The organism is Streptomyces shaanxiensis, assembly GCF_039537145.1.
In the GTDB taxonomy this organism is placed as follows: Bacteria; Actinomycetota; Actinomycetes; order Streptomycetales; family Streptomycetaceae; genus Streptomyces; species Streptomyces shaanxiensis.
Genome location: NZ_BAAAZY010000013.1, coordinates 26,573 through 45,343, shown reverse-complemented (window position 1 = coordinate 45,343; position 18,771 = coordinate 26,573). Strand labels below are relative to the sequence as shown.

Here is an 18,771-nt window from a genome sequence, read left to right as displayed (position 1 = left end):
TGGGGAGGGCATATGACGCAGGTGGTGGCCAGCGGCCGGCGCATGGAGGTGGCGTCCAGGAGGGTGGGCAAGACGGTCTGCTGGGTGATCGTGCTGGTCCTGTGGCTGGTGTTGTGCGCCGACCTGCTCCGTGGAGTCTGGCACCTGGAAGCCTGGCGCCGCGTCGCCTTCTGCACGCTTGCGGCGATGGGGGTCTACTACGTGTGGCGTTTCGGCCTGTGCGCTCACCTCAAGGCAAGCCCGACCGCGCTGACGGTGAGGAACCGCTTCTCCAGATGGCACGTCCCGTTCAGCGACATCGCCGACGTGACGTGGCTACCTGGCCAGGGGCCCCGACTCACCCTGCACAGCGGTCCTACGGTCCGACTGGACGCCTACGCGGGCTGGCCTGTCGGGCGCCTCGGCCGGCAGATGATGACAGACCTCATCGCCGCACGTCGCAGCAGCCCGAGCGACACTCCAGAAGTCGGTAACAAGCGGCGAGCCGGTGGCGTGGCCGAGCTGCTCCTCCTGTCCGTCTGGGTGTGGTTCTACGTCACCACTCGGATGGCTTCGTGATTCCGGCGGCGCGCACCATCTCCCTTACTCAAGGAGATGCTTGCGGACCTGCGTAGGCCGCGGCGGCGGGCTGTGGGACTCGGGGTGAAGCGCGAGTTCGTCTTCGTCGAACGCTTCGTCGACCGGCTGCCGGCCACACTTGCATCTGCGCCTTTGCCGGCACCGTTCGCGCCATCCTCCGGGACGGTCCAATGGCCGGTTGAGGTGTCAGTGAGTCATGGCGCTCATCAGCGAAGGTGCGGCTGAAGTGGGAGGTGTTGGTGAAGCCGTGCGCGAAGGCGATCTCGGTGACGCTGCGGCCGGTGACTGCGTGCCTCGGGCTGCGACCTGGCCGGCCGGGCGCGGTCGTCGACCGCGCCCGGCATGTAGATCAGGGCAGAACGACGATCTTGCGTCCCTGGCCGGCTACGAACCGGTCCAGTGCCTGCGGGTACTCCGTCAGCGGCAACCGGTGACTGATGAACAGCTGCGGATCGAGCACCCCGGTGGCGAACAGTTCCGCCGCGCGCTCGTAGCTGTGGAGCACCGCCATGGAGCCGGTGATGGTGATCTCCTGGTTGTAGATGCGGTACGGCGAAATGGTGGCCGTCGTCGCGTAGTCGGAGACCCCGAACTGCAGGAAGGTGCCGGCCTTGGCGACTCGGTCCAGGCCGTCCTGGATGGCGGCGGCGTTGCCGGTCGCGTCGACCACCACGTCCCAGCCGGCCGTTCGCCCCAACTCGTCGGCCGAGAGCGCCGCCTGTGAGCAGCCGAGCTTCTCGGCCGTCGCCAGGCGCTCCGGGTTGACGTCGACGACATCCACCGAGGCGGCCCCGGTGCGCTTGGCCAGCTCCAGCATCATCAGGCCCATCGTCCCGCTGCCGTAGATGAGGACGTGGGAGCCGAGCCTGCTGTTGAGGACGTCGTAGCCGCGCACGGCGCAGGAGAGCGGCTCGATCAGCGCCGCGTCCTGGACGTCCACGTGGTCCGGCAGCCGTACGCAGTTGGCGACGGGTGCCACGGCGTATTCGGCGGCGCCACCGGCCACGGTCACTCCGATCGCCTGCCACCGGTCGCAGAGGTTGTTGTGTCCGGTCCGGCAGTAGCGGCACTCGTGGCAGTACAGCGAGGGGTCCACGGCGACCCGGTCGCCGATCGCGAGTTCGGTGACCTCGCTGCCGAGGCCCACCACCTCCCCGGCGAACTCGTGGCCGGGGACGATGGGCAGTTTCGGGGCGAACTCGCCCTGGAGGATGTGCAGATCGGTTCCGCACAGCCCGCAGGCCGCTACGTCGACCACGACCTCGCGCGGCCCGGGAGTGGGGTCGGGCACCGTGGTGACGGTGACCTTGCCGGGAGCTTCGATGACAGCGGCTTTCACTTGACTGCTCCTAGGGACAGGCCGCGGACCAGTTTGTCCTGGGCGGCGAAACCGGCGATGAGGACCGGCAGGGAGACCAAGGTGGCGGCGGCGCAGAGCCGGGCTAGGAAGAGGCCCTCGCTGGTGATGAACCCGACGAGGAAGACCGGCGCCGTCGAGGCGTTGGTCGCGGTGAGGTTGACCGCGAACATGAACTCGTTCCAGCTGAAGATGAAGCAGATCAGCGAGGTGGCGGCGAGTCCCGGCATGGCGACCGGCGCGACGACCCGCCACAGCACGGTGAGCAGGCCAGCGCCGTCGACCTCGGCCGCCTCCAGGATCTCCTTGGGCACCTCGGCGAGGAACGAGCGCATCATCCACACCGCGATCGGGAGGTTCATGGCGGTGTAGAGGATGATCAAGGTCCATACGTTGTCCAGCATCCCGGCGTCCTTGACGATCAGGTACACCGGCAGCAGGGCCGCGATGGCCGGCAGGAACTTGGTGGACAGGAAGAAGAACATCACGTCGGTCCACTTCTGGACCGGCTTGATGGACAGCGCGTAGGCCGTCGGCACCGCGAGGGCGAGCACCAGGACCGTCGAAATGACGCTGGCCATCGCCGAGTTGAGGAGGAACGGGGTGATGTCCCGGCTGAACAGCAGCTTGTACTGGTCGAAAGTGACCGGCGCGAAGGGGGTGGGCGGGTTGGTGGCCGCGTCCGCCTCCTGGTGGAAGGAGGTGAGCACCATCCAGGCCACCGGTGCGAAGAACGCCAGCGTGGCGAGCCAGGCGACGAAGGTCCACAGGGGGGACAGGCGCGGCGTACCGGCGTGGTCGTCGTTGCGGCGGATCAGCTTCTTGAGTCTCGCCCCGGGCGCGGCGACTGCTGCGTGAGTCATCGGGACACCTCCTCGCGGAACAGTGACGCGATGGTGCGCAGCGCGAAGGTCGCGATCACGATCGAGCCGAGTACGACGACCACGCCGGCGGCGGCCGCCTGGCCGTACTCGTACTTGCGGAACATGGTCAGGTAGATCTCGTAGGGCAGGTTGGTGGTCTGGGAGCCGGGGCCGCCCTGGGTGATGCTGTAGACCGCGTCGAAGGTCTGCACGACGTAGATCGTGCCGAGCAGGATGCCCAGCTCGATGTACTGGCGCAGATGCGGCAGCGTGATGAAGCGGAAGGTCGCCATCGCCGACGCCCCGTCCATGCGGGCCGCCTCCAGGACATCACCGGGCTGCGCCTGCAGACCGGCCAGCAGGATCAGCATCATGAACGGCGTCCACTGCCACACCAGCGACACCACGACGGCGGGCATCGGGAAGGAGGAAACCCAGTCGATCGTGGGGCCGTTGTCCGCGCCGAAGAAGCGGTACACGGCGTTGAGGGTGCCGTTGAGCAGGCCGTAGTCGGGGTTGTAGATGGCGTGCTTCCACAGCAGCGCCGCCGCGACCGGCATCACGAGGAACGGGGCGATGAGCATCGTCCGCGCAAGCCCTCGGCCGATGAACCGGCGGTCGAGCAGCATCGCCAGGCCGAGGCCGAGGAGCACGCTGATGAGCACCACCGAGGCGGTGAGCACGACGGTGTTGAGCACCGCCGTGCGCAGCCGCTCGTCGGTGAAGACGAACGTGAAGTTGGACAGTCCGACGAAGTGCCGCTCGCCCGGCCGCAGGATGTTCCACTGGAACGTGGAGATCATGAGCGTGGCCACGAAGGGCAGTTGGGTGACGACGATGGTGAAGACCAGCGCCGGCAGCAGCGGGATACGGCGGCGCCACTTGCCGGCGCCTGCGGTTGGGCGCGGGCGGCTGGGCGGTGATGCGGTCTTGGGGGGAGCGGTGAGCGTGGTCATGGAGTTTCCTCTGCCGGTGACGGCCAGGGTGGGAAGCGGTGCCCGGCCGGCGCCGAGGCCGGCCGGGCGGTGACGGTCACTGGTAGTTCTTGGCGACGTCCTCGGCGAGCTTCTGGCCGTCGTCGAGGGCCTTGTCCACGCTGGTCTTGCCGGCGATGGCGGCGGAGATCTCCTGGGTGACCTTGGTGCCCAGGTCCTGGAACTCGGGGACGGCCACGTACTGAACGCCCACGGTCGGCCTGGACTGGGTGCCGGGGTTGGCCGGGTCGGCGCCCTCGATGGACTTCAGCGTGATGTCACCGAACGATGCGGCCGCCTTCTGGTACTGCGGGAGCTCGTAGGTGCTGGCCCGCTTACCGGCCGGGACACGTGACCAGCCGAGCTTCTCTCCGACCAGCTTCTCGTACTCCTTGCTGGAGGCCCACAGCATGAACTGCGAGGCGGCGTCGGCGTTCTTCGTGGTCTTGGGCATCGCCCACGCCCAACTCCACAGCCAGCCGCTGCTCTTGGTCTCGACGGTCGGAGCGTACGCGTACCCGACATGACCGGCGATCTTGCTGGAGCTGGCGTCCTCCAGCGACCCGGCCGCACTGGTCGCGTCGTACCACATCGCGACCTTCTTCTGGCTCATGGCGTTCAGGCACTCGGTGAAGCCGGCCTGCGCCGCGCCCGCCTCTCCGTGCTCCCTGACCAGGTCGACGTAGAAGTTCGTCGCCTTCTTGAACTCCGGGCTGTTGACCTGGGCCTTCCAGTCCTTGGTGAACCAGGTGCCGCCGAAGGTGTTGACCATGGTGGTCAGCGGCGCCCCCAGCTCGCCCCAACCCGCCAGACCGCGCAGGCAGATGCCCCGCATTCCGGGCTCCGCGCCGTCCACCTCGGCCGCGATGTCGGCTATCTGCTGCCAGGTCGGGCGCTCCGGCACCGTGATGCCCTTCGCCTTCATGACGTCCTTGTTGTACATGAGGAACGAGGACTCGCCGTAGAACGGCAGGGCGTAGAGCTTGCCGTCGGAGCCGGACAGGGACGTGACCATCGGCTTGAGCAGGTCGGCCTTGTCGAAGCTCGCGTCCTTGTCGGCGTAGGAGCTGAGCTCGTGCAGCCAACCGTTCTTCTCCCAGATCGGGACCTCGTAGGCACCGATGGTGGCGACGTCGTACTGGCCGGCCTGGGTGGCGACGTCCTGGGTCACCTTGTCGCGCAGCTCGTTCTCGGGAAGGACCGTGAAGTTCACCTTGATACCGGTGTCCTTGGTGAAGGTGTCCTTGGTGAGTTTCGCGATGTCCTCCATCTGCGGATTGCCGACCATCAGCACATTGATGCTCTTGCCGTCGCCACCGGAGCTCGAGGAACCGCCTGCCCCACTACAGGCGACCAACAACGAGCCCGCGGCCGTGGCCGTGACGAGGACATGGGTCATTCTTCGTGTACGCATGACTGACTCCAGGGGATGTTCGAGGGCGTGGGGAACCAGGCCCCCGGCTTGCGAGGGTTGGAAAGGGATCGGAAAGCGAGTGGAAAGGGAGGCGAACCGCGGCTCTAGACCCGGATGACCTCGGGGCCCAGCAGCGAATAGCGGTGTGCCTCGGAGGCGGGCAGCCCGGCGTCGGTGACGATCGCCTCGAACTGGGTGACGTCCGCGAAGCGGCAGAAGCTCACGGCACCGAATTTCGTGTGGACTCCGGAGAAGACACGGCGCCTTGCGTTGCGGAGTACCTGGGACTTGATCTCACTGACCGCGGGATCGGGGGTGGTGAGTCCGTACTCGCGGGAGATGCCGTTCGCGCCGACGTACGCCAGGTCGATGACGAAGCCGGACAGCATGCGGGTCGCCCAGTGGTCGACCGTGGCCAGCGTCCCGCCACGCACCCGGCCGCCGAGCAGCAGCACGGTGATGCTCTCGGCGGAGGTCAGGGCACCTGCCGTGACCAGCGAGGAGGTGACCACGGTCAGTGGTCGGTCGCGGGGAAGGGCGGCGGCGATGAGCTGCGGGGTGTAGCCCTCGTCGATGAAGACGGTCTCGGCGTCCCCGAGCAGTTCGGCCGCGGCGGCCGCGATCCGGGATTTCTCGGGGACGTGCATGGTGGTACGGAAGGCGAGCGTGGTCTCGAAGCCGGCGCTCTCCACGGGATGGGCACCGCCGTGGGTACGTCGGACGAGCCCGTGCCCCTCCAGCAAATTCAGATCGCGCCTCACGGTCTCCTTGGAGACCCCGAGGTCGGCGGCGAGCCTTCCTACGTCCACGGATCCGGAACGGCGGGCCGTTTCCAGAATTCCGCGTCTTCGTTCCTCGGCGTCCACGGCGACACCTCCGTTTCACGGCTCTGCGCGGCGTGCCCGCGCCGGCTGTTTTCCCGGAGCCCGGCCCGTTCGGGCTCTGGTGGCCAAATTTCTATAGGGCGATTGCGCATACTGACCAGGTTCGTCGTAGAGCAGTTCATGACCGAATGTGCCCGTATTCCGGAATGCGGAGCCCCTGGATAATGCGCTGGAGGGCCCCGGGGTGCAGAAGATCGCTGCCCGCTTGTCCGCTGGACGTGCCCATTCGCTGCCTGTTTTGCCGGCCGGATCCGAGCACCGGGCCGGAAATGATGCGGATCCAGCCACCTGCGGGGCTCGGCTCCTCCGTGCTACGGGCGCGGGCCGGGGGAGGGGCGAACGCCCGGCACGGCGACGCGGCGGCGCACTCACACCGCACACACGTGCCCGGTCTGCCACGGTTGCTGCCGCTCCCGGACAGGGACTGCCGGCCCCGCAGGCTCGGGTGCCGAACCCGTCAGTTCGTGCCGTCGATCCCCGCGAAACCGGCCCAGTTGCGCCCGATCCGGCCCCAGCGCTGCGGGTCGGCCGCAGGCTCGTCACGCAGCCGGCCGGTGAACAGCGGCCGCAGGTCGGTGTCACGTTCGGCCCAGGCCGCGGAGAACTGGCTGCGGGTGACCCGCAGGCTGCTGTTGAGGTGGGCCACGGCGGCCCTGGCGCAGTCCTCGCGCCACTCGTCGCCGGACCAGGTCACGGAGCCCGCAGGGGGCTCCACACGCAGGGCCAGACTGAGGAAGCAGGCCGCGTTGTAGTAGACGAGGTATCCCGTCGAGGCGCGGGTGGGCACGCGGTGCCGCGGTGCCGGCCCGGCGATCAGCGCCTCGGCGTGGGTACGTGCACGCGCTCCCCGGTGCCATCCCGTCGGCGCGGGGGAGTCTTGCCCCGCGTGGCCGTTGCCGCGTCGGTGGTCGGCGTGGAGCAGACGGCGTATCCCCCAGTCCGGGCCGCCCCAGAGCCAACCCCAGCGCGCCCACACGCCGCCGGTCACCTCCTTGGCCACCTGGTTGAAAGCCTCTCGCAACTTCTCGGGCTCCGGCGGGCGGTTCATCCGCAGTTCCTCGGCCGCCTCGGCGATCCGCACGGCGGCGAGGAAGGAACGGCGGCGGGTGCGCAGCGAGGGGTGGGGCCGCTCGAAGCTGAACCACTGTCGCCAGTACCGGCGTTCGCCGAGATTGCGACGGCCCGGAAGCCAGGTGCGGGCGTAGCGGCGGACCATGACCGGCCAGGACAGGCGCCTCAGGAGCAGCTTCAGATGCTCGCGCGAAGCGCGTTCGTAGTCGGCCGGCGAGTGGTTTCCCAGGTCCCGGTCCCGGTCCCGGTCTCGGTCCCGGTCCCGGTCTCGGTCCCGGTTCTGCTCGGCGCAGGCGATGGAGAGCCGATAGGCGGTCTCGACGTGTTCGGGCCACAGTTGGACGCAGTCTTCGTAGATCTCGATGGCGCGCTGGATGTGAGCGGCGGGCTCCTGCGCGCCGTGGTCCTGGCCGATGAGTTCCCGGACACCGGCCTGCTGCAGCCGAACCGTGAGGTTGCCGGGGACCAATGCCGCGGCATCGTCGTAGTGCTTGAGGGCGTGCCGGTAGTGGGCACGCTCCTGAGCGGGGTCGTTGCGCTTCTTCGCGGCCAGCGCCTTCTCCTGGGCCTTGATGCCCATGCGGTAGAAGCGGTAGGAGTCGAGGTCGTCGCCCCAGCTCTCCCAGCGGGGGATGCGGTCCTGCGAGCGCGGGTCGCCGAGAATCTTGACGGTGCAATAGCAGGCGATCCGCTCGTACAGCCTCTTGTCGCGTTGGCGCCTCTCCTCGTTCGTCGCCCGGCGCCTGATGGGCTCGCCTTCCACGATGGCGGCGGCCACCACGATGTTCTTGGGCATGTACAGAATCCGTACGGAGAAGCGGGGGTGCGCCCTGTCGGCCGACAGGCAGTGCAGCATCACGTGGTACGCCCGGGGCTGGAATAAGGCGAGGCGCTTCATCACGTCCACCCAGCCGTGCGGGGAGGAGGCGGTCTCCGGGACCGGGTCGGGGCCGGTGGTGGTGCCGCTTCCGGGGGTCAGGACGCGCGGGCCGAGCCCGTCGGCGGCCATGTGCTCCGTGATGTGGGCGGCCAGTTCCCCGGTGCGCGCGGACTGGTGGCCGTGGTCCGCGCCACCAGGCCCGTTGCCGTTGCCCCGGTGCCCGTTGCCCTGACTGCCAAGAAGACCGCGGTCCTCGCACACCACCACCGGCAGCAGCCGGTTGCTCCGGTGCCGCAGTAGCAGCCCGGACCCCAGGCGTACGGCGACGATGACCACGATGACCGCGAAGATGCCGAGCACCCACACGGCTGTGCCGCCGCTCTGTTCCCAGAAACCCTCCCAGAAACCGCCGCCGTCAGTGGCCGCGGGCGCGGCGAATTCCGGCACCATGACATATCCCCCCGTATGCTCCCCCAGACGTGCTTCTATGGATCCCCGGCACAAGAGATCGCCATGCCTCCTGAATGTCCGTGTACGGCCTGGTCCCCGAGGGCAGCTACGACGAGGCCGACTACGGCGCAACTCGGTGGCGTTTGGCGTGGAGATCAGGAAGGCTCGTGCGCATGGTCTCGGTATTGCAGAACGTGGCGATTGACTGTGCGGATGCCTACGAGCTGGCTCGGTTCTGGAGCAGTGTGACCGGCCGTCCGCTCGATCCGGAGGCCAGACCGGGTGACCGGGAGACACAGGTGCTGTTGGCGGAGGGCCCAGTGCTGTACTTCAACCAGGTGCCCGAGGCCAAGACGATCAAGAACCGGATCCATCTGTGTCTGCGCCCTGAGACCTCGCGCGATCAGGAGGTGGACCGACTGCTGGACCTCGGTGCCGCCTTTGTCACCGATCACCGCAATCCCGATGGTTCAGGCTGGGTAATCCTTGCTGATCCCGAGGGCAACGAATTCTGCGTTCTGCGCAGCGATTCCGACCGGGCGAGCATGAATTCCTGACGCTCACGTGCAGCCTGGTTGGTTTCGACAGACCTTGCGTGCGAAGTAGCGTTTGAGGGAGCGGTGCTTCCCGGAGTTCCTTGCCCCGGCGGCATCGCCACCGGATACGACAGGACCGCCACTTCTTGCGAAGCAGCGGTCCCACTTTCCTCTTTCCCGCGTTGGGTAAGGTCAGTCACACCGAAGACGGACCCTAGTTGTAATGCGGCCTCAGGTGGAGCGAGTTGATGGGCCCCAGGTCCCGGTACTCGCCGTGTCCCGCCGCGATCGAGGACGTGCAGTCGTTCGCGTTGTAGCTGAGGCACAGCTCGACAACCGCGCTGTCGTACTGGTTGTTCAACACCCAGTGGTTGCCGTACTGGTTGCTCAGGTTGTGCGCGCCGTAGGTCCAGTAGATGTGGCTCGGCGACACGGCCGGGTTCTGGTTCTGCGGGTAGACACAGACCGCGCCGTACGGGCAACCGGCCCACTCATCGGCCGGCTTGGCTTGAGCGGTGCCTGTTGCGAGTACGGCCGCGGTGACGGTCGCGAAGGCCAGTGCGGCGGCGCGCCTCAACATGCTGCGCATATGGGTTTCTCCCTCTCCTGTGGGCGTATGTCCGGTCGCTGGGAACCGTAGGGAGCGGGCGGGCGGGTCGCATCCTGACGGATGTCAGGGACCGGCGGGTGGGCGGGGTCCGTACGTTCGCGGGAGACCACCGAGACCAGGGGGGAGTGCCGTGATCGACGGAGTTCGCAGAATCCGAGGAGCCGGACGAACGGGGTACGGGAGAACAGGGTCCGGGAGAGCAGGATGGGGGGAGTGGTCATGGGGTCGCCGGGTGCGGCTGCTCGTGGCCGCGCTCGTGACGGTGGTGAGTCTCGGCCTGCCGGCCGTCTCGGCCACTCCGGCGGCCGCTGCCACGGGATGCGCGCCGCTCCAGTCCGGTGCGAGCGCGGCGGCGCAGGCGGCCGTCGAGGTCGCGTGCCGGTACGTCGGTCAGCAATACGCCTGGGGTGGTGGTCACGCACAGGGCGTGCCCGGTCCGAGTCAGGGCCAGATCGACCGCACGTCCCCCGAATCGTACGCGGACCCGGAGCTGTGGAGCTTCGACTGCATAGGTCTGGTGCGCTGGGCCTGGTACAAGGCGACCGGCCGCGACCTCATCACCGAGCGCACGACACAGGCGACCTTCGCGGCGCCGGGGTACGCGCACACCAAGTTCCTGAAGTCGCAGGGATCGGGCGTCCTGCTGCCCGGCGACATCATGTACTTCGGCCGTGAGGGCTTCGGCCCGACGCATGTCGCGCTCTACCTCGGCAACGGCATGATGGTCGAGGCACCGGAGTCGGGCATGAAGATCCAGGTCAACACCATCAGTGCCCGCTGGGAGCGCTACCAGGGCGCGTTCCGCCCGCACGCCGACGTCACGCCGGGAGTCTGGTCCTGGGACGGCCGCGGCTCCTTCCACAAGACCTGGGGCCAGCCCAACCTGCGGCAGGACTCGAACACGAGCAGCCGCATCAACTTCACCAACGGCAACGGCATCTCCGTAAAGGTGCGGGTGCTGTGCCAGCGGGTGGGCGAGCGGGCCACGCTCGACGGCATGGTGAACAACGTCTGGTCGTTCCTGCCGGACTACCACAGCTGGATCAGCAACCTCTTCGTCCAGGGCCCGGCCGTGCTCAAGGATGTGCCGTCCTGCGGTGACTTCCCGGAGATCGGCGGCACACTGGCAGGCGCGGAGAACAACACGTCCTGCGGCGACGGTACGGAACCCAATTCCGCGGGCGCGTGGACGGCCAAGTCGACCACCGTCTTCGGCCGCACCGTGGAACTGCGCTACAACAGCACCACCCAGTGCGCCTGGGGTCGCATCACCGGCGGCGCGCCCGGCGACGAGATCTGGGTCGACCGCAGCGCCGACGGGGGCACGACATGGTCTCCGATGCTCGGCTTCACCACCATCACGTCGGGCAACGACGCGTACACCACCCAGTGGAACGACGCCGGCCTCGTCATGCGAGCCTGCGGCACCAACGGTCCGGGCGGCGCCATCGAATGCACCGGCTGGTTCTGACCCACCGACAGTCAGGCCGGCCGGCTCCGGGAGTGTCTCCTGCCCCCTGGAGTCGGCCGGCCGCTCCGCTCAAGACCGAGCGAGGAGAGCAACTCCCGCTCATGATCGGTGAGTTCATGGGCACCGTTCCGTTGCCCTACGGGCATCGCGGCTGTAGGCCCCCGGCAGCATGGCCTCAAAGGTTGAGCTGGTACTCCAGGGCCTGGTGCGTGGGGACGTACCCCAGTGCGTCATTGATGCGCCGCATGTGTGTGTTGCTGTCCGCCGTATCGGTGATCAGGCCGGCGAGTTCGGGGTGGTTGGCGCGGGCGACGCGGATCATCTCGGCCTTCATCCAGCGGCCGAGGCCGTGGCCGCGGTGCTCGGGGAGTACGCCGGTGCCGTAGTGCTGCCCCTCGCCCTTGCCGTCACCTGGCACGACGAGTTCCGAGAAGCCGGCGATCGAGCTGTCCGACTCGTCGACGGCGACGACCGTGGTGAGCAGCTCACCGCGGTCGGCGATGGCCTTGGCAGCGGCCAGGACCCGCTCGACGTCCCAGGCCACGACTCCGTAGTCGGTGTCGTCCATCGGCATGTCGTCCATCGCGCGGCGCGAGTCGGCGAAGGTCTTGGCCAGGTCCTCGGGGACGGGGCCGCGCCATGACGCGAGACGGTAGCCAGGGTGCGGCTGCTCGACGATCGCGTTGATCTCGTCGACTTTGCTGTTGTCCAACTCGTCCAGCGCAAGCCGGGCATACGTCAGTGTGAGCACCCTGCGGAAGCCGCGTGCGGCAAGGAAGTGATCGCCGGGCGTGCCCGCGTCGGCCTGCGCGATCACCGACCGCCGACCCTCCGCCCGCGCGGCAGCCACCGCCGTCTCGAGGAGCCGCGACCCGACCCGCCTGCGCCGCTCCGCCGTGTGCACATTCAACTGCAGCTCGGCCAGGTGTTCCTGGCCCTCCCGGGTGAACATCCGTAGAAACGCGGACCCGAGGGGTTCCCCGTCCTCCTGACTCGCCAGCCATGCGAGGCGATAGCCAGACGCGGTGCGGTCGGGATCGGTGAGGGCGGTGATGCGGATGGGCAAGGCAGCTCCGGTGCGGTCAATGGGGTGGTGTACGGCCACAGTTGACCACGCGATCGGCCGCGAGGACAGGGAATTTGGCGGAGCGGAAGGGGAGTCCACGCTTGACCCTGTTCGTCGACAGGGTCAACGATGCCGGCCTCCACGCGGAGAGGGGCGGGGTCGGTCGGCACCCGGAGTGGGGCGGGGTCGGTCGGTACCCTGCGTCGGGGTCCGGCCACGGTGAGAGAGCCGGATCATGAGGTATGTGCCCACGGCGACCGGGACAAGGACGCCGGCGATCCATGAAAAGCGCAGCCGGATGTCGGCCCAGGACGTTGCTGTCTCCCAGCCGTGAGGCAGACCCATGAGAAGAATCGAGGTCAGGAGTGAGAGAGCGGCCGACGCCAGCACGGCGACAGCCAAGGAGGTTACGAGTCCTACCCACCACGCCTTCGTGACATCCCGATCCACGCCGCCCCCTTGTGATCCGTGCGGGCATTGTTGCTCACATTCGACGACGAGCAAACAGCAGGTGTCTGGCGCGCGACTCCGGGATGTCAGCCGCCTGCGGTCACCTGGCTCATGGGCAGCCACAGCACGGTGTTTGAGGACGGGCCGGTGTTCGTCTGGCGTACGCGGGTGAGCTCCGCGTCGGTGAGGGCCCGGTTCCAGACGCGGACCTCGTCGATGGCGCCGGTGAAGAAGGCCCGGCTGTCCATGCGCTGGCCGATGTGCACGCCGAACGGCGAGTTGCGACTGACGGATCCGGCCACGTCCGCTGTGCTGATGGGGCTGCCGTCGATGAACAGGGTGAAGCGTCCGCCGCCGCGGCGCAGGGCGAGGTGGTGCCACCGGCCGTCGTTGTGCGCGGCCGTGGTGCTGACGGACGCCGACCGTACGCCCGTCGCGCCGCTGCGCACCGTCATCAGAGCGCGCACCCGGTTGCTCGCAGGTTCGCCGCGCAGCCAGACCTGGGGCTGGCTGCCGCCGATGCCGCCCATCCACAGCAGTGGCTGCTCGCCGGTGCGACTGGTGTAGCGGAACCACAGGGATGCGGTGAAGTTCTGGGTGCCGAGCGGCAGTTGGGTGCGGAACGGCAGGCGCACCGCGTCGTCGGTGCCGTCGAAAGCCAGGGCCCCGCCGAATACGCCGGCCGTGGGCGAGGCCCCGCCGAGCACGGTTGCGCGCTGGGCGTTCGGGGCGTTGTCGGCCGTGGTCGGGTCAGGGCCGCGGCGTGGCGTGAGCCATTCCTCGTTGAAGCGGGCGAAGCGGATCTCGTCGCGGGCGTCGACGGTGCCGCCTTCATACATCAGTCCCACCACGTCGTCGCCGATGTGCACCATGTCGGAGTAGCCCGACCAGTCTTGGGTCACGACGGTGCCGCGGTCCACGCTCTCCCAGGTGGCGCCGCCATCGTAGGAGGAGCGGATCATCATGGTCCGGCGGCGGTCGGGATCGCCGGGGCTGGACAGCAGGATGCGGTTGCCCAGCTACAGCGTGGACCCCTGAACCTGCGGCGTGTAGAGGTCCGGGAGGGATCGGAACCGGGTGGTGAAGGTGTCGCCGCCGTCGCGGCTGAAGGTCTGGGCGCGGTGGCCCAGATCGGTGCCGTCCTGCTCGCGACCGCTGACCAGGATGGTGCCGTCGGTGTGCTCGGTGAGGGTGATCTCGGACGGCTTCTGGCGGAACGTTCCGTCGGTGGCGACGAGCCAGGAGTCGGTGGCGCGACGTTGCCAGGTGTTGCCGCCGTCGTCGCTGCTGATGAGGGCCGCGTGATTGGCGGTGACCCGGCTGCCGTTCCAGGTCTCGGTGTTGACGCCGAAGACCAGCCGGCCCGGGTGGCTGCCGCGGGTGAGCTGGATGCCGTGGACGGGGCCGGTGGCGTACCAGGAGTTCCAGTGCGGGGGCATGATCTGCGCGCTCAGGTCGCGCGGCCGGGTCCAGGTGCTGCCGTCGTCGTCGCTGTACTGCAGATGGGGGCGGCGGGCGCACGGGACGGCACAGCTCGTGCCGTCCGCACTTGCCGGGTTGTGTGTCTGTGGGAGCAGGATGCGGCCGGTTCTGCGGTCCACGATCGGGGCCGGGTTGCCGTGGGTGTCGCCGGCGCCCTCGCTGACGACCTGGAGCGGTCCCCAGGTGCGGCCGCCGTCGGTCGAGCGTTTCAGCACGATGTCGATGTCCCCCGCGTCACCGCAGGTGCGCACGCGGCCCTCGGCGAACGCCAGGAGCGTGCCTCGGGTGGTCTGCACGATCGCCGGAATCCGGAAGCACGCGTAGCCGGGATCCTGGGACGCTCTGAAGATGACCCGCTGCTCGAACTGCGGCACGGCCTTGGCGGGTAGGGCGTGCGCGGGGCCGGGAAGAATTGCCGCGGTCGCCATGGCGACGCATACGGCGAGGTCGGCTCTCGGGCGTACGCGAAGTCTCGGCGACATAGATGGCCCTTCATTTTATCCGTACGTCTGGACATCCCATGTCCAATCTATGGGTGATTACTGCCATTCGGCGGCAGTGACGCGCCACAGGAAGTGCAGCTGCAGTTTGGCCGCGGCGTAGGAAACGCCGGTCGGCGACACCGGCCCGCCTGCCCGAGCCCATCACCGCGTCACTTCCGGGACCCGCGTTCACCTCACCTCAACTCCCCTTCCACGTATGCTCCGTTGCTTTTCCATGCAGGCATCGTTGTCCGACGGAAGGACTCGTGTTCCACTGATTGTTTTCCGGCACATCGGTCACCGGTCATCCGCTCCCGAGCGGGCGAGCTCTTCATGGGGGGTCCGTGTGTGAAGACCTGGGGTTCGAGAAACTCCTCGGCGAGGAGGGCTTCTTCGCGCGTCTGTTCGCGCGGTCACCGTCGGGTGCCGGCCGGGAGCCGCTGTACGGCCCCGATCTTCCCGTGGTGCTGCTCACCGGTGGACCGGGCATGGGCAAGGCGCGGTTGCTGCGCGCGGTGCGGGACGGTTTCGCCACCAAGGTGCCGGTGATCTATCTGGACTGCGGCTCGCCGTTGTACGAGGACCGGGCGGAGCCGGAGCCGGGCGCCCGCTCGGCCGCGACAGAGGCCCTGGTCGAGGCCGCCCGGCGGCTGTCCACCTGGCAGGGGACGGGAGGCTCGTTCGCCTTCCCCCGCCTCTTCACGGGCCTCGCGATGATCGCGACCGGCGTCGGGGACGGCAGCCCCAGCGCGGTCGCGACGGAGATCGAACGGTACGAGATGCTGCCCCAGCGGCAGCGTTTCCGCGGCCTGGGAGCGGGTGACTTCTGGCGGGGCGTGCTCGGCGGAACCATCCAGAACCTGCTGGCGACCCTGTCCGGGCAAGTGCTCGGCCCGTACTCGGCGGCGGTGAGCAACGCGCTGCTGGGCGCTATTTTCGACCGCTTGGCGCCCCGGGGCAGGGCGGAACTGGAGCGGATCTACGGCGCGTATCCCGGCGCGGCCGGTCAGCCCGGCGACGGCCTGCGTAATCTCGCCGCCGACTTCCAGGCTGGTGGTGAGGACCGGGAGCTGGCGGAGAGCTTCCTCTTCCGGGCGCTGCGCGAGGACCTCGAGGCGGCGTACGCCTCTCCGGTCGGCTGGCTGCGCAGGGTGGGCCGCCCGGGGCTGCTGCTGGGCCACGCCGAGTCGCCGCTGGGGGAGCGGTTGCTGCGCGCTGTGCTCACCGACCGCCGGGGTGGGCAGCGCGACCGCGTGGTGATCGTGGGTACGGCGCGCCGGGCGGACGGGGGAGTCTTTCTGCACGGCGGCCTGCCGCAGCAGCAGGTGGTCTCACCGGCGGAGTTCCGGCCCGCCGACGGCGGCCCTCCCGATTGGTCGCGGCGCACAGGCGCGGGAGCGGACCAGGCGCCGCTGGCCGACGGGGTGCTCTTGCTGCGTATGCCTCTTCTCACCGGCGACCAGCTCCGCCGGGAGACCCAGCGCAGACAGCAGCGCGCGGAGCCGGAAGGCGGCGCGAATCGCCGCCGTATCGACGCCGCCGTGGCACGGCTGAGCGGCGGTCGGCCCCATACGGTGATCCGGCTGGCGGCCGCTGCAGCCGCGTTCCGCATGCCGGCGGACTCCAATGACCGGGACATACTCGATGCCCCGTTACGACTCCCCGGCAACGGCGGCCTCGAACGGCCGGTGGCGGACGTACTGCTGGAGGAGCTGATCCTCGATCAGCTGCCGGTTCGGCTGCCGGACGTACACCGTGACCAGTGGCTCGACCTGCTCACCCATCTGTCGGTGGCGCACGACGAGGAGTGCGCGAACGTCCTGCTCCGCCATCATCAGTCGGGCCGGGTCCACCACTTGACCGCGCATCAGATATCGCAGCTGCTCATCGACACCGGATGGCCCGGCTGCGAACGGCACTTCATCGGCGACTTCGGGCTGCGTCAGCTGCTGGTGCACCGGCTGTACGGGCTGCGTCCCGGCGGCGGCGCCTGGTACGCCGACCACCACCTGCTGCGGGACCACTACGCGGGACGCGCGGCCGGCGAAGGGGCGCCGGTCGGCGGGGCGTTCCGCACGGTCACGGCGCACCGGATGAACCACCACCTGGTCTCCGGAGGCGTGGACGACGTGGTCGGCCATCTGGCGGCCACGCTGCCCGGTCGCTCCGAGGAGTGGTGCGCGGAGCTTCTGGAGATCGCCCAGGCGCCGTATCCCGGCGGGGCGGACGCCCGGCGCGAGCGTGCCCAGGGCCTGGTGACCGTGGACGGACCGGCGCTGCGGCGCAGCGTCGACCAGTTGCTGCACGCGGTGTGGCTGTGCGAGGAGCGGACCAGGCCGACCGGAAAGGAGACGGCCGGCACGCTCGCCAAGTTGCTGGAGCGGCTCTCGATCATGGACTTCGACGGCGCGGGAGAGCTCGACAAGACGGCTACCGAGTGGAGCGGCCTGGCGGAGAACGAGCAGCCGTTGCTGCGCTGCACCTGTACCGGTCAGCTCGGGCGAAGGAGGTAACGGGGATGCCCAGGTGGAAGAAGTTCCTCTACACGCTGCTGACCGTGGGGGCGGTCACGGTGTGCGCCTGGCTCGTCTGGTCCATCGCCCGGGAACCGGACACCTGCACCGATGGGATCGAGCGGATCGACGGCGAGTGCATCGGCGTCAACGGCGACGGCTACGACTTCGGCACGCCGGAGATCCGCGACGTGGCCCGGGCCATCGCAGAGGAGAACGCCAGGATCGAGGGCCAGCCGCATGTCACGGTGGCGATGATGCTGCCGCTCCAGTCGGACAAGGCGGCGCTGCGCCGGCAGATGCGCAGCGACCTCCAGGGCGCGTACTTGGGGCAGCGGCAGGCCAACGAGGGCGAGGGGGAACCGCCGAAGATCCGGCTGGTGCTCGCCAACCCCGGGCGGAACTACGAGCAGCAGACCGAGGTCGTGGACACCCTGCTGCGGATGGCCGCCTCGGACAAGGAGCGGCTGCGGGCGGTGACCGGCTTCAACCTCAGCCTCGATGCCACGGAGGAAGCCGTCGCGCGGCTGACGGAGCACGAGGTCCCGGTGCTCGCCTCGCGGATCAGTGGGGACGGGATCGCGAACAAGGACGGGGCGGACGGGATGGCGAAGCTGAAGTTCCCCGGCCTGGCCCGGATCATCCCCACCAACCACGACGCGGCCCAGGCGCTGGCCAAGTTCAACGGTGAACGGGGCCGGGAGAACCTCAAGACGGTGCTCGTCTACGACAAGCGCGTCGACAGCTACACCGACTCGCTGGCGCAGGCGTTCAGCGGGATCGAGGAGAAGGGCCCGCCCGGTCCCGCCGCGATGTCCTTCGAGTCCCCGGCCATCGACGAGCCGGGCTCGACCGGCAACCAGTTCACCCAGATCGCCAACAACATCTGCGACTCCGAGGCCGACACCGTCTACTTCGCGGGGCGCACGCTGCACCTGCGGATCTTCGCCCTCAAGCTGGCTCAGGTGGGCTGCAAGGACCGCCACTACACCGTCGTCAGCGGTTCCGACGCCGCCTCGCTGCGGCAGGCCATGTCGGAGAAGGACTGGGCACAGCTGCGCGGTGAGGACGGCAAGGCCAAGGTGACGGTGCAGTACGCCGCCCCCGCGCACCCGGACGCCTGGGACGCCGAGCTGGCCGGCTGGAACAGGGAGTGGGCAGCGGACCACGACCGCGAGCCCACGCCGCAGGAGCTCCCCCAGTACCTCACCGAGCCGAAGACGGCCCTGGACACCTTGAAGAAGTGGATCGAGACCACGCGCAGCGAGGAGACGGAGCTCGGCTCCGTCCCGAACCTGGAGGACTCCCGGACGATGCTCGTGTACGACGGCCTCGTCACCATCGGCAAGGCACTGCACCAGGCACAGAGCGGTGGCGCCCAGGCGGTGCCGGGCCTTGAGGACGTGGGCAGGCAGTGGTCGCTGCTGCAGTCCCGCCACCGGGTGCGGGGCACGAGCGGACTGATATGCCTGACCAGCGGCGGGAACGCGTACGACAAGCCGGTCGCGGTCGTCGAGTTGGACCCGGGCCGGGAGGGCCACGGCAAGCTGAGGTTCGTCGGACTGGGCTGGCCCACCGGCCGGGAACAGCCGAAGAACTGCGTGATTCCCAGCAGCACTGGCTGACGGATGACGTGCGACTGCTGGCCATGTGTCAGGTGATGTCCGCGGCCGGCGGCGGACAGTCGGC

The 18,771-nt window shown here is 68.9% G+C and carries 13 protein-coding genes and 1 pseudogene; 5 read left to right on the top strand and 9 right to left on the bottom strand.

The window, feature by feature from the left end; genetic code table 11:
• Positions 1–12: 12 nt before the first annotated feature.
• Positions 13–558, top strand: coding sequence for a hypothetical protein (locus ABD932_RS27865; protein WP_345016511.1), 546 nt, complete (start codon positions 13–15; stop codon positions 556–558).
• A 370-nt stretch (positions 559–928) separates the two neighbouring features.
• Here ABD932_RS27865 and ABD932_RS27860 read toward each other — a convergent pair whose 3' ends face one another.
• The 6 genes from ABD932_RS27860 to ABD932_RS27835 form a co-directional block, all read right to left on the bottom strand.
• Entirely contained in the window at positions 929–1,918 is a 990-nt protein-coding gene (locus ABD932_RS27860; protein WP_345016509.1) for a zinc-dependent alcohol dehydrogenase family protein, read from the bottom strand.
• The gene (locus tag ABD932_RS27855; RefSeq protein WP_345016507.1) at positions 1,915–2,799 is read right to left on the bottom strand and encodes a carbohydrate ABC transporter permease; all 885 of its coding nucleotides are present in this window, start codon (positions 2,797–2,799) and stop codon (positions 1,915–1,917) included. The genes ABD932_RS27860 and ABD932_RS27855 overlap by 4 nt, the downstream gene beginning before the upstream one ends.
• Positions 2,796–3,755: a carbohydrate ABC transporter permease gene (locus ABD932_RS27850; RefSeq protein WP_345016505.1), complete on the bottom strand. Its 960-nt coding sequence runs from the start codon at positions 3,753–3,755 to the stop codon at positions 2,796–2,798. Before ABD932_RS27850 ends, ABD932_RS27855 begins: the two co-directional genes overlap by 4 nt.
• Positions 3,756–3,831: 76 nt before the next feature.
• Positions 3,832–5,187, bottom strand: coding sequence for an ABC transporter substrate-binding protein (locus ABD932_RS27845; RefSeq protein WP_345016503.1), 1,356 nt, complete (start codon positions 5,185–5,187; stop codon positions 3,832–3,834).
• 104 nt (positions 5,188–5,291) lie between these two features.
• On the bottom strand, positions 5,292–6,053 hold the full coding sequence (locus ABD932_RS27840) for a DeoR/GlpR family DNA-binding transcription regulator (protein ID WP_345016501.1): 762 nt from the start codon (positions 6,051–6,053) through the stop codon (positions 5,292–5,294).
• A gap of 475 nt (positions 6,054–6,528) precedes the next feature.
• Positions 6,529–8,472, bottom strand: a complete 1,944-nt coding sequence (locus tag ABD932_RS27835) for a tetratricopeptide repeat protein (RefSeq protein ID WP_345016499.1) — start codon at positions 8,470–8,472, stop codon at positions 6,529–6,531.
• 173 nt (positions 8,473–8,645) lie between these two features.
• Between ABD932_RS27835 and ABD932_RS27830 the strand changes: the two genes are divergently transcribed.
• On the top strand, positions 8,646–9,029 hold the full coding sequence (locus tag ABD932_RS27830; RefSeq protein WP_345016720.1) for a VOC family protein: 384 nt from the start codon (positions 8,646–8,648) through the stop codon (positions 9,027–9,029).
• A 193-nt stretch (positions 9,030–9,222) separates the two neighbouring features.
• Here ABD932_RS27830 and ABD932_RS27825 read toward each other — a convergent pair whose 3' ends face one another.
• On the bottom strand, positions 9,223–9,597 hold the full coding sequence (locus ABD932_RS27825) for a hypothetical protein (protein ID WP_345016496.1): 375 nt from the start codon (positions 9,595–9,597) through the stop codon (positions 9,223–9,225).
• 253 nt (positions 9,598–9,850) lie between these two features.
• Here ABD932_RS27825 and ABD932_RS27820 point away from each other — a divergent pair, with 253 nt between their 5' ends.
• A complete protein-coding gene (locus ABD932_RS27820; protein ID WP_345016493.1) occupies positions 9,851–11,089 on the top strand; it encodes an NlpC/P60 family protein in 1,239 nt (412 codons plus the stop codon).
• Between the two features lie 175 nt (positions 11,090–11,264).
• On the opposite strand, the gene ABD932_RS27815 is transcribed toward ABD932_RS27820, so the two are convergent.
• Together ABD932_RS27815 and ABD932_RS27810 are read right to left on the bottom strand one after the other, a co-directional pair.
• On the bottom strand, positions 11,265–12,155 hold the full coding sequence (locus ABD932_RS27815; RefSeq protein ID WP_345016491.1) for a GNAT family N-acetyltransferase: 891 nt from the start codon (positions 12,153–12,155) through the stop codon (positions 11,265–11,267).
• Between the two features lie 536 nt (positions 12,156–12,691).
• Positions 12,692–14,569 (bottom strand): annotated as a pseudogene (locus ABD932_RS27810) (LamG-like jellyroll fold domain-containing protein).
• A gap of 344 nt (positions 14,570–14,913) precedes the next feature.
• Here ABD932_RS27810 and ABD932_RS27805 point away from each other — a divergent pair.
• Both ABD932_RS27805 and ABD932_RS27800 read left to right on the top strand, forming a co-directional pair.
• Positions 14,914–17,082, top strand: a complete 2,169-nt coding sequence (locus ABD932_RS27805) for a hypothetical protein (RefSeq protein WP_345016489.1) — start codon at positions 14,914–14,916, stop codon at positions 17,080–17,082.
• A 5-nt stretch (positions 17,083–17,087) separates the two neighbouring features.
• Positions 17,088–18,707 carry a type 1 periplasmic-binding domain-containing protein gene (locus ABD932_RS27800; protein WP_345016487.1) on the top strand — a complete coding sequence of 540 codons (1,620 nt, stop codon included), beginning with the start codon at positions 17,088–17,090 and terminating at the stop codon, positions 18,705–18,707.
• The last annotated feature ends 64 nt before the right edge of the window (positions 18,708–18,771 follow it).

Excerpts from the sequence above, each read along its gene's own strand:
- ABD932_RS27845 (WP_345016503.1), bottom strand. The coding sequence starts at position 5,187 with ATGCGTACACGAAGAATGACCCATGTCCTCGTCACGGCCACGGCCGCG.
- ABD932_RS27850 (WP_345016505.1), bottom strand. The coding sequence starts at position 3,755 with ATGACCACGCTCACCGCTCCCCCCAAGACCGCATCACCGCCCAGCCGC.
- ABD932_RS27865 (WP_345016511.1), top strand. The coding sequence starts at position 13 with ATGACGCAGGTGGTGGCCAGCGGCCGGCGCATGGAGGTGGCGTCCAGG.
- ABD932_RS27830 (WP_345016720.1), top strand. The coding sequence starts at position 8,646 with ATGGTCTCGGTATTGCAGAACGTGGCGATTGACTGTGCGGATGCCTAC.
- ABD932_RS27835 (WP_345016499.1), bottom strand. The coding sequence starts at position 8,472 with ATGGTGCCGGAATTCGCCGCGCCCGCGGCCACTGACGGCGGCGGTTTC.
- ABD932_RS27825 (WP_345016496.1), bottom strand. The coding sequence starts at position 9,597 with ATGCGCAGCATGTTGAGGCGCGCCGCCGCACTGGCCTTCGCGACCGTC.
- ABD932_RS27800 (WP_345016487.1), top strand. The coding sequence starts at position 17,088 with ATGCCCAGGTGGAAGAAGTTCCTCTACACGCTGCTGACCGTGGGGGCG.
- ABD932_RS27855 (WP_345016507.1), bottom strand. The coding sequence starts at position 2,799 with ATGACTCACGCAGCAGTCGCCGCGCCCGGGGCGAGACTCAAGAAGCTG.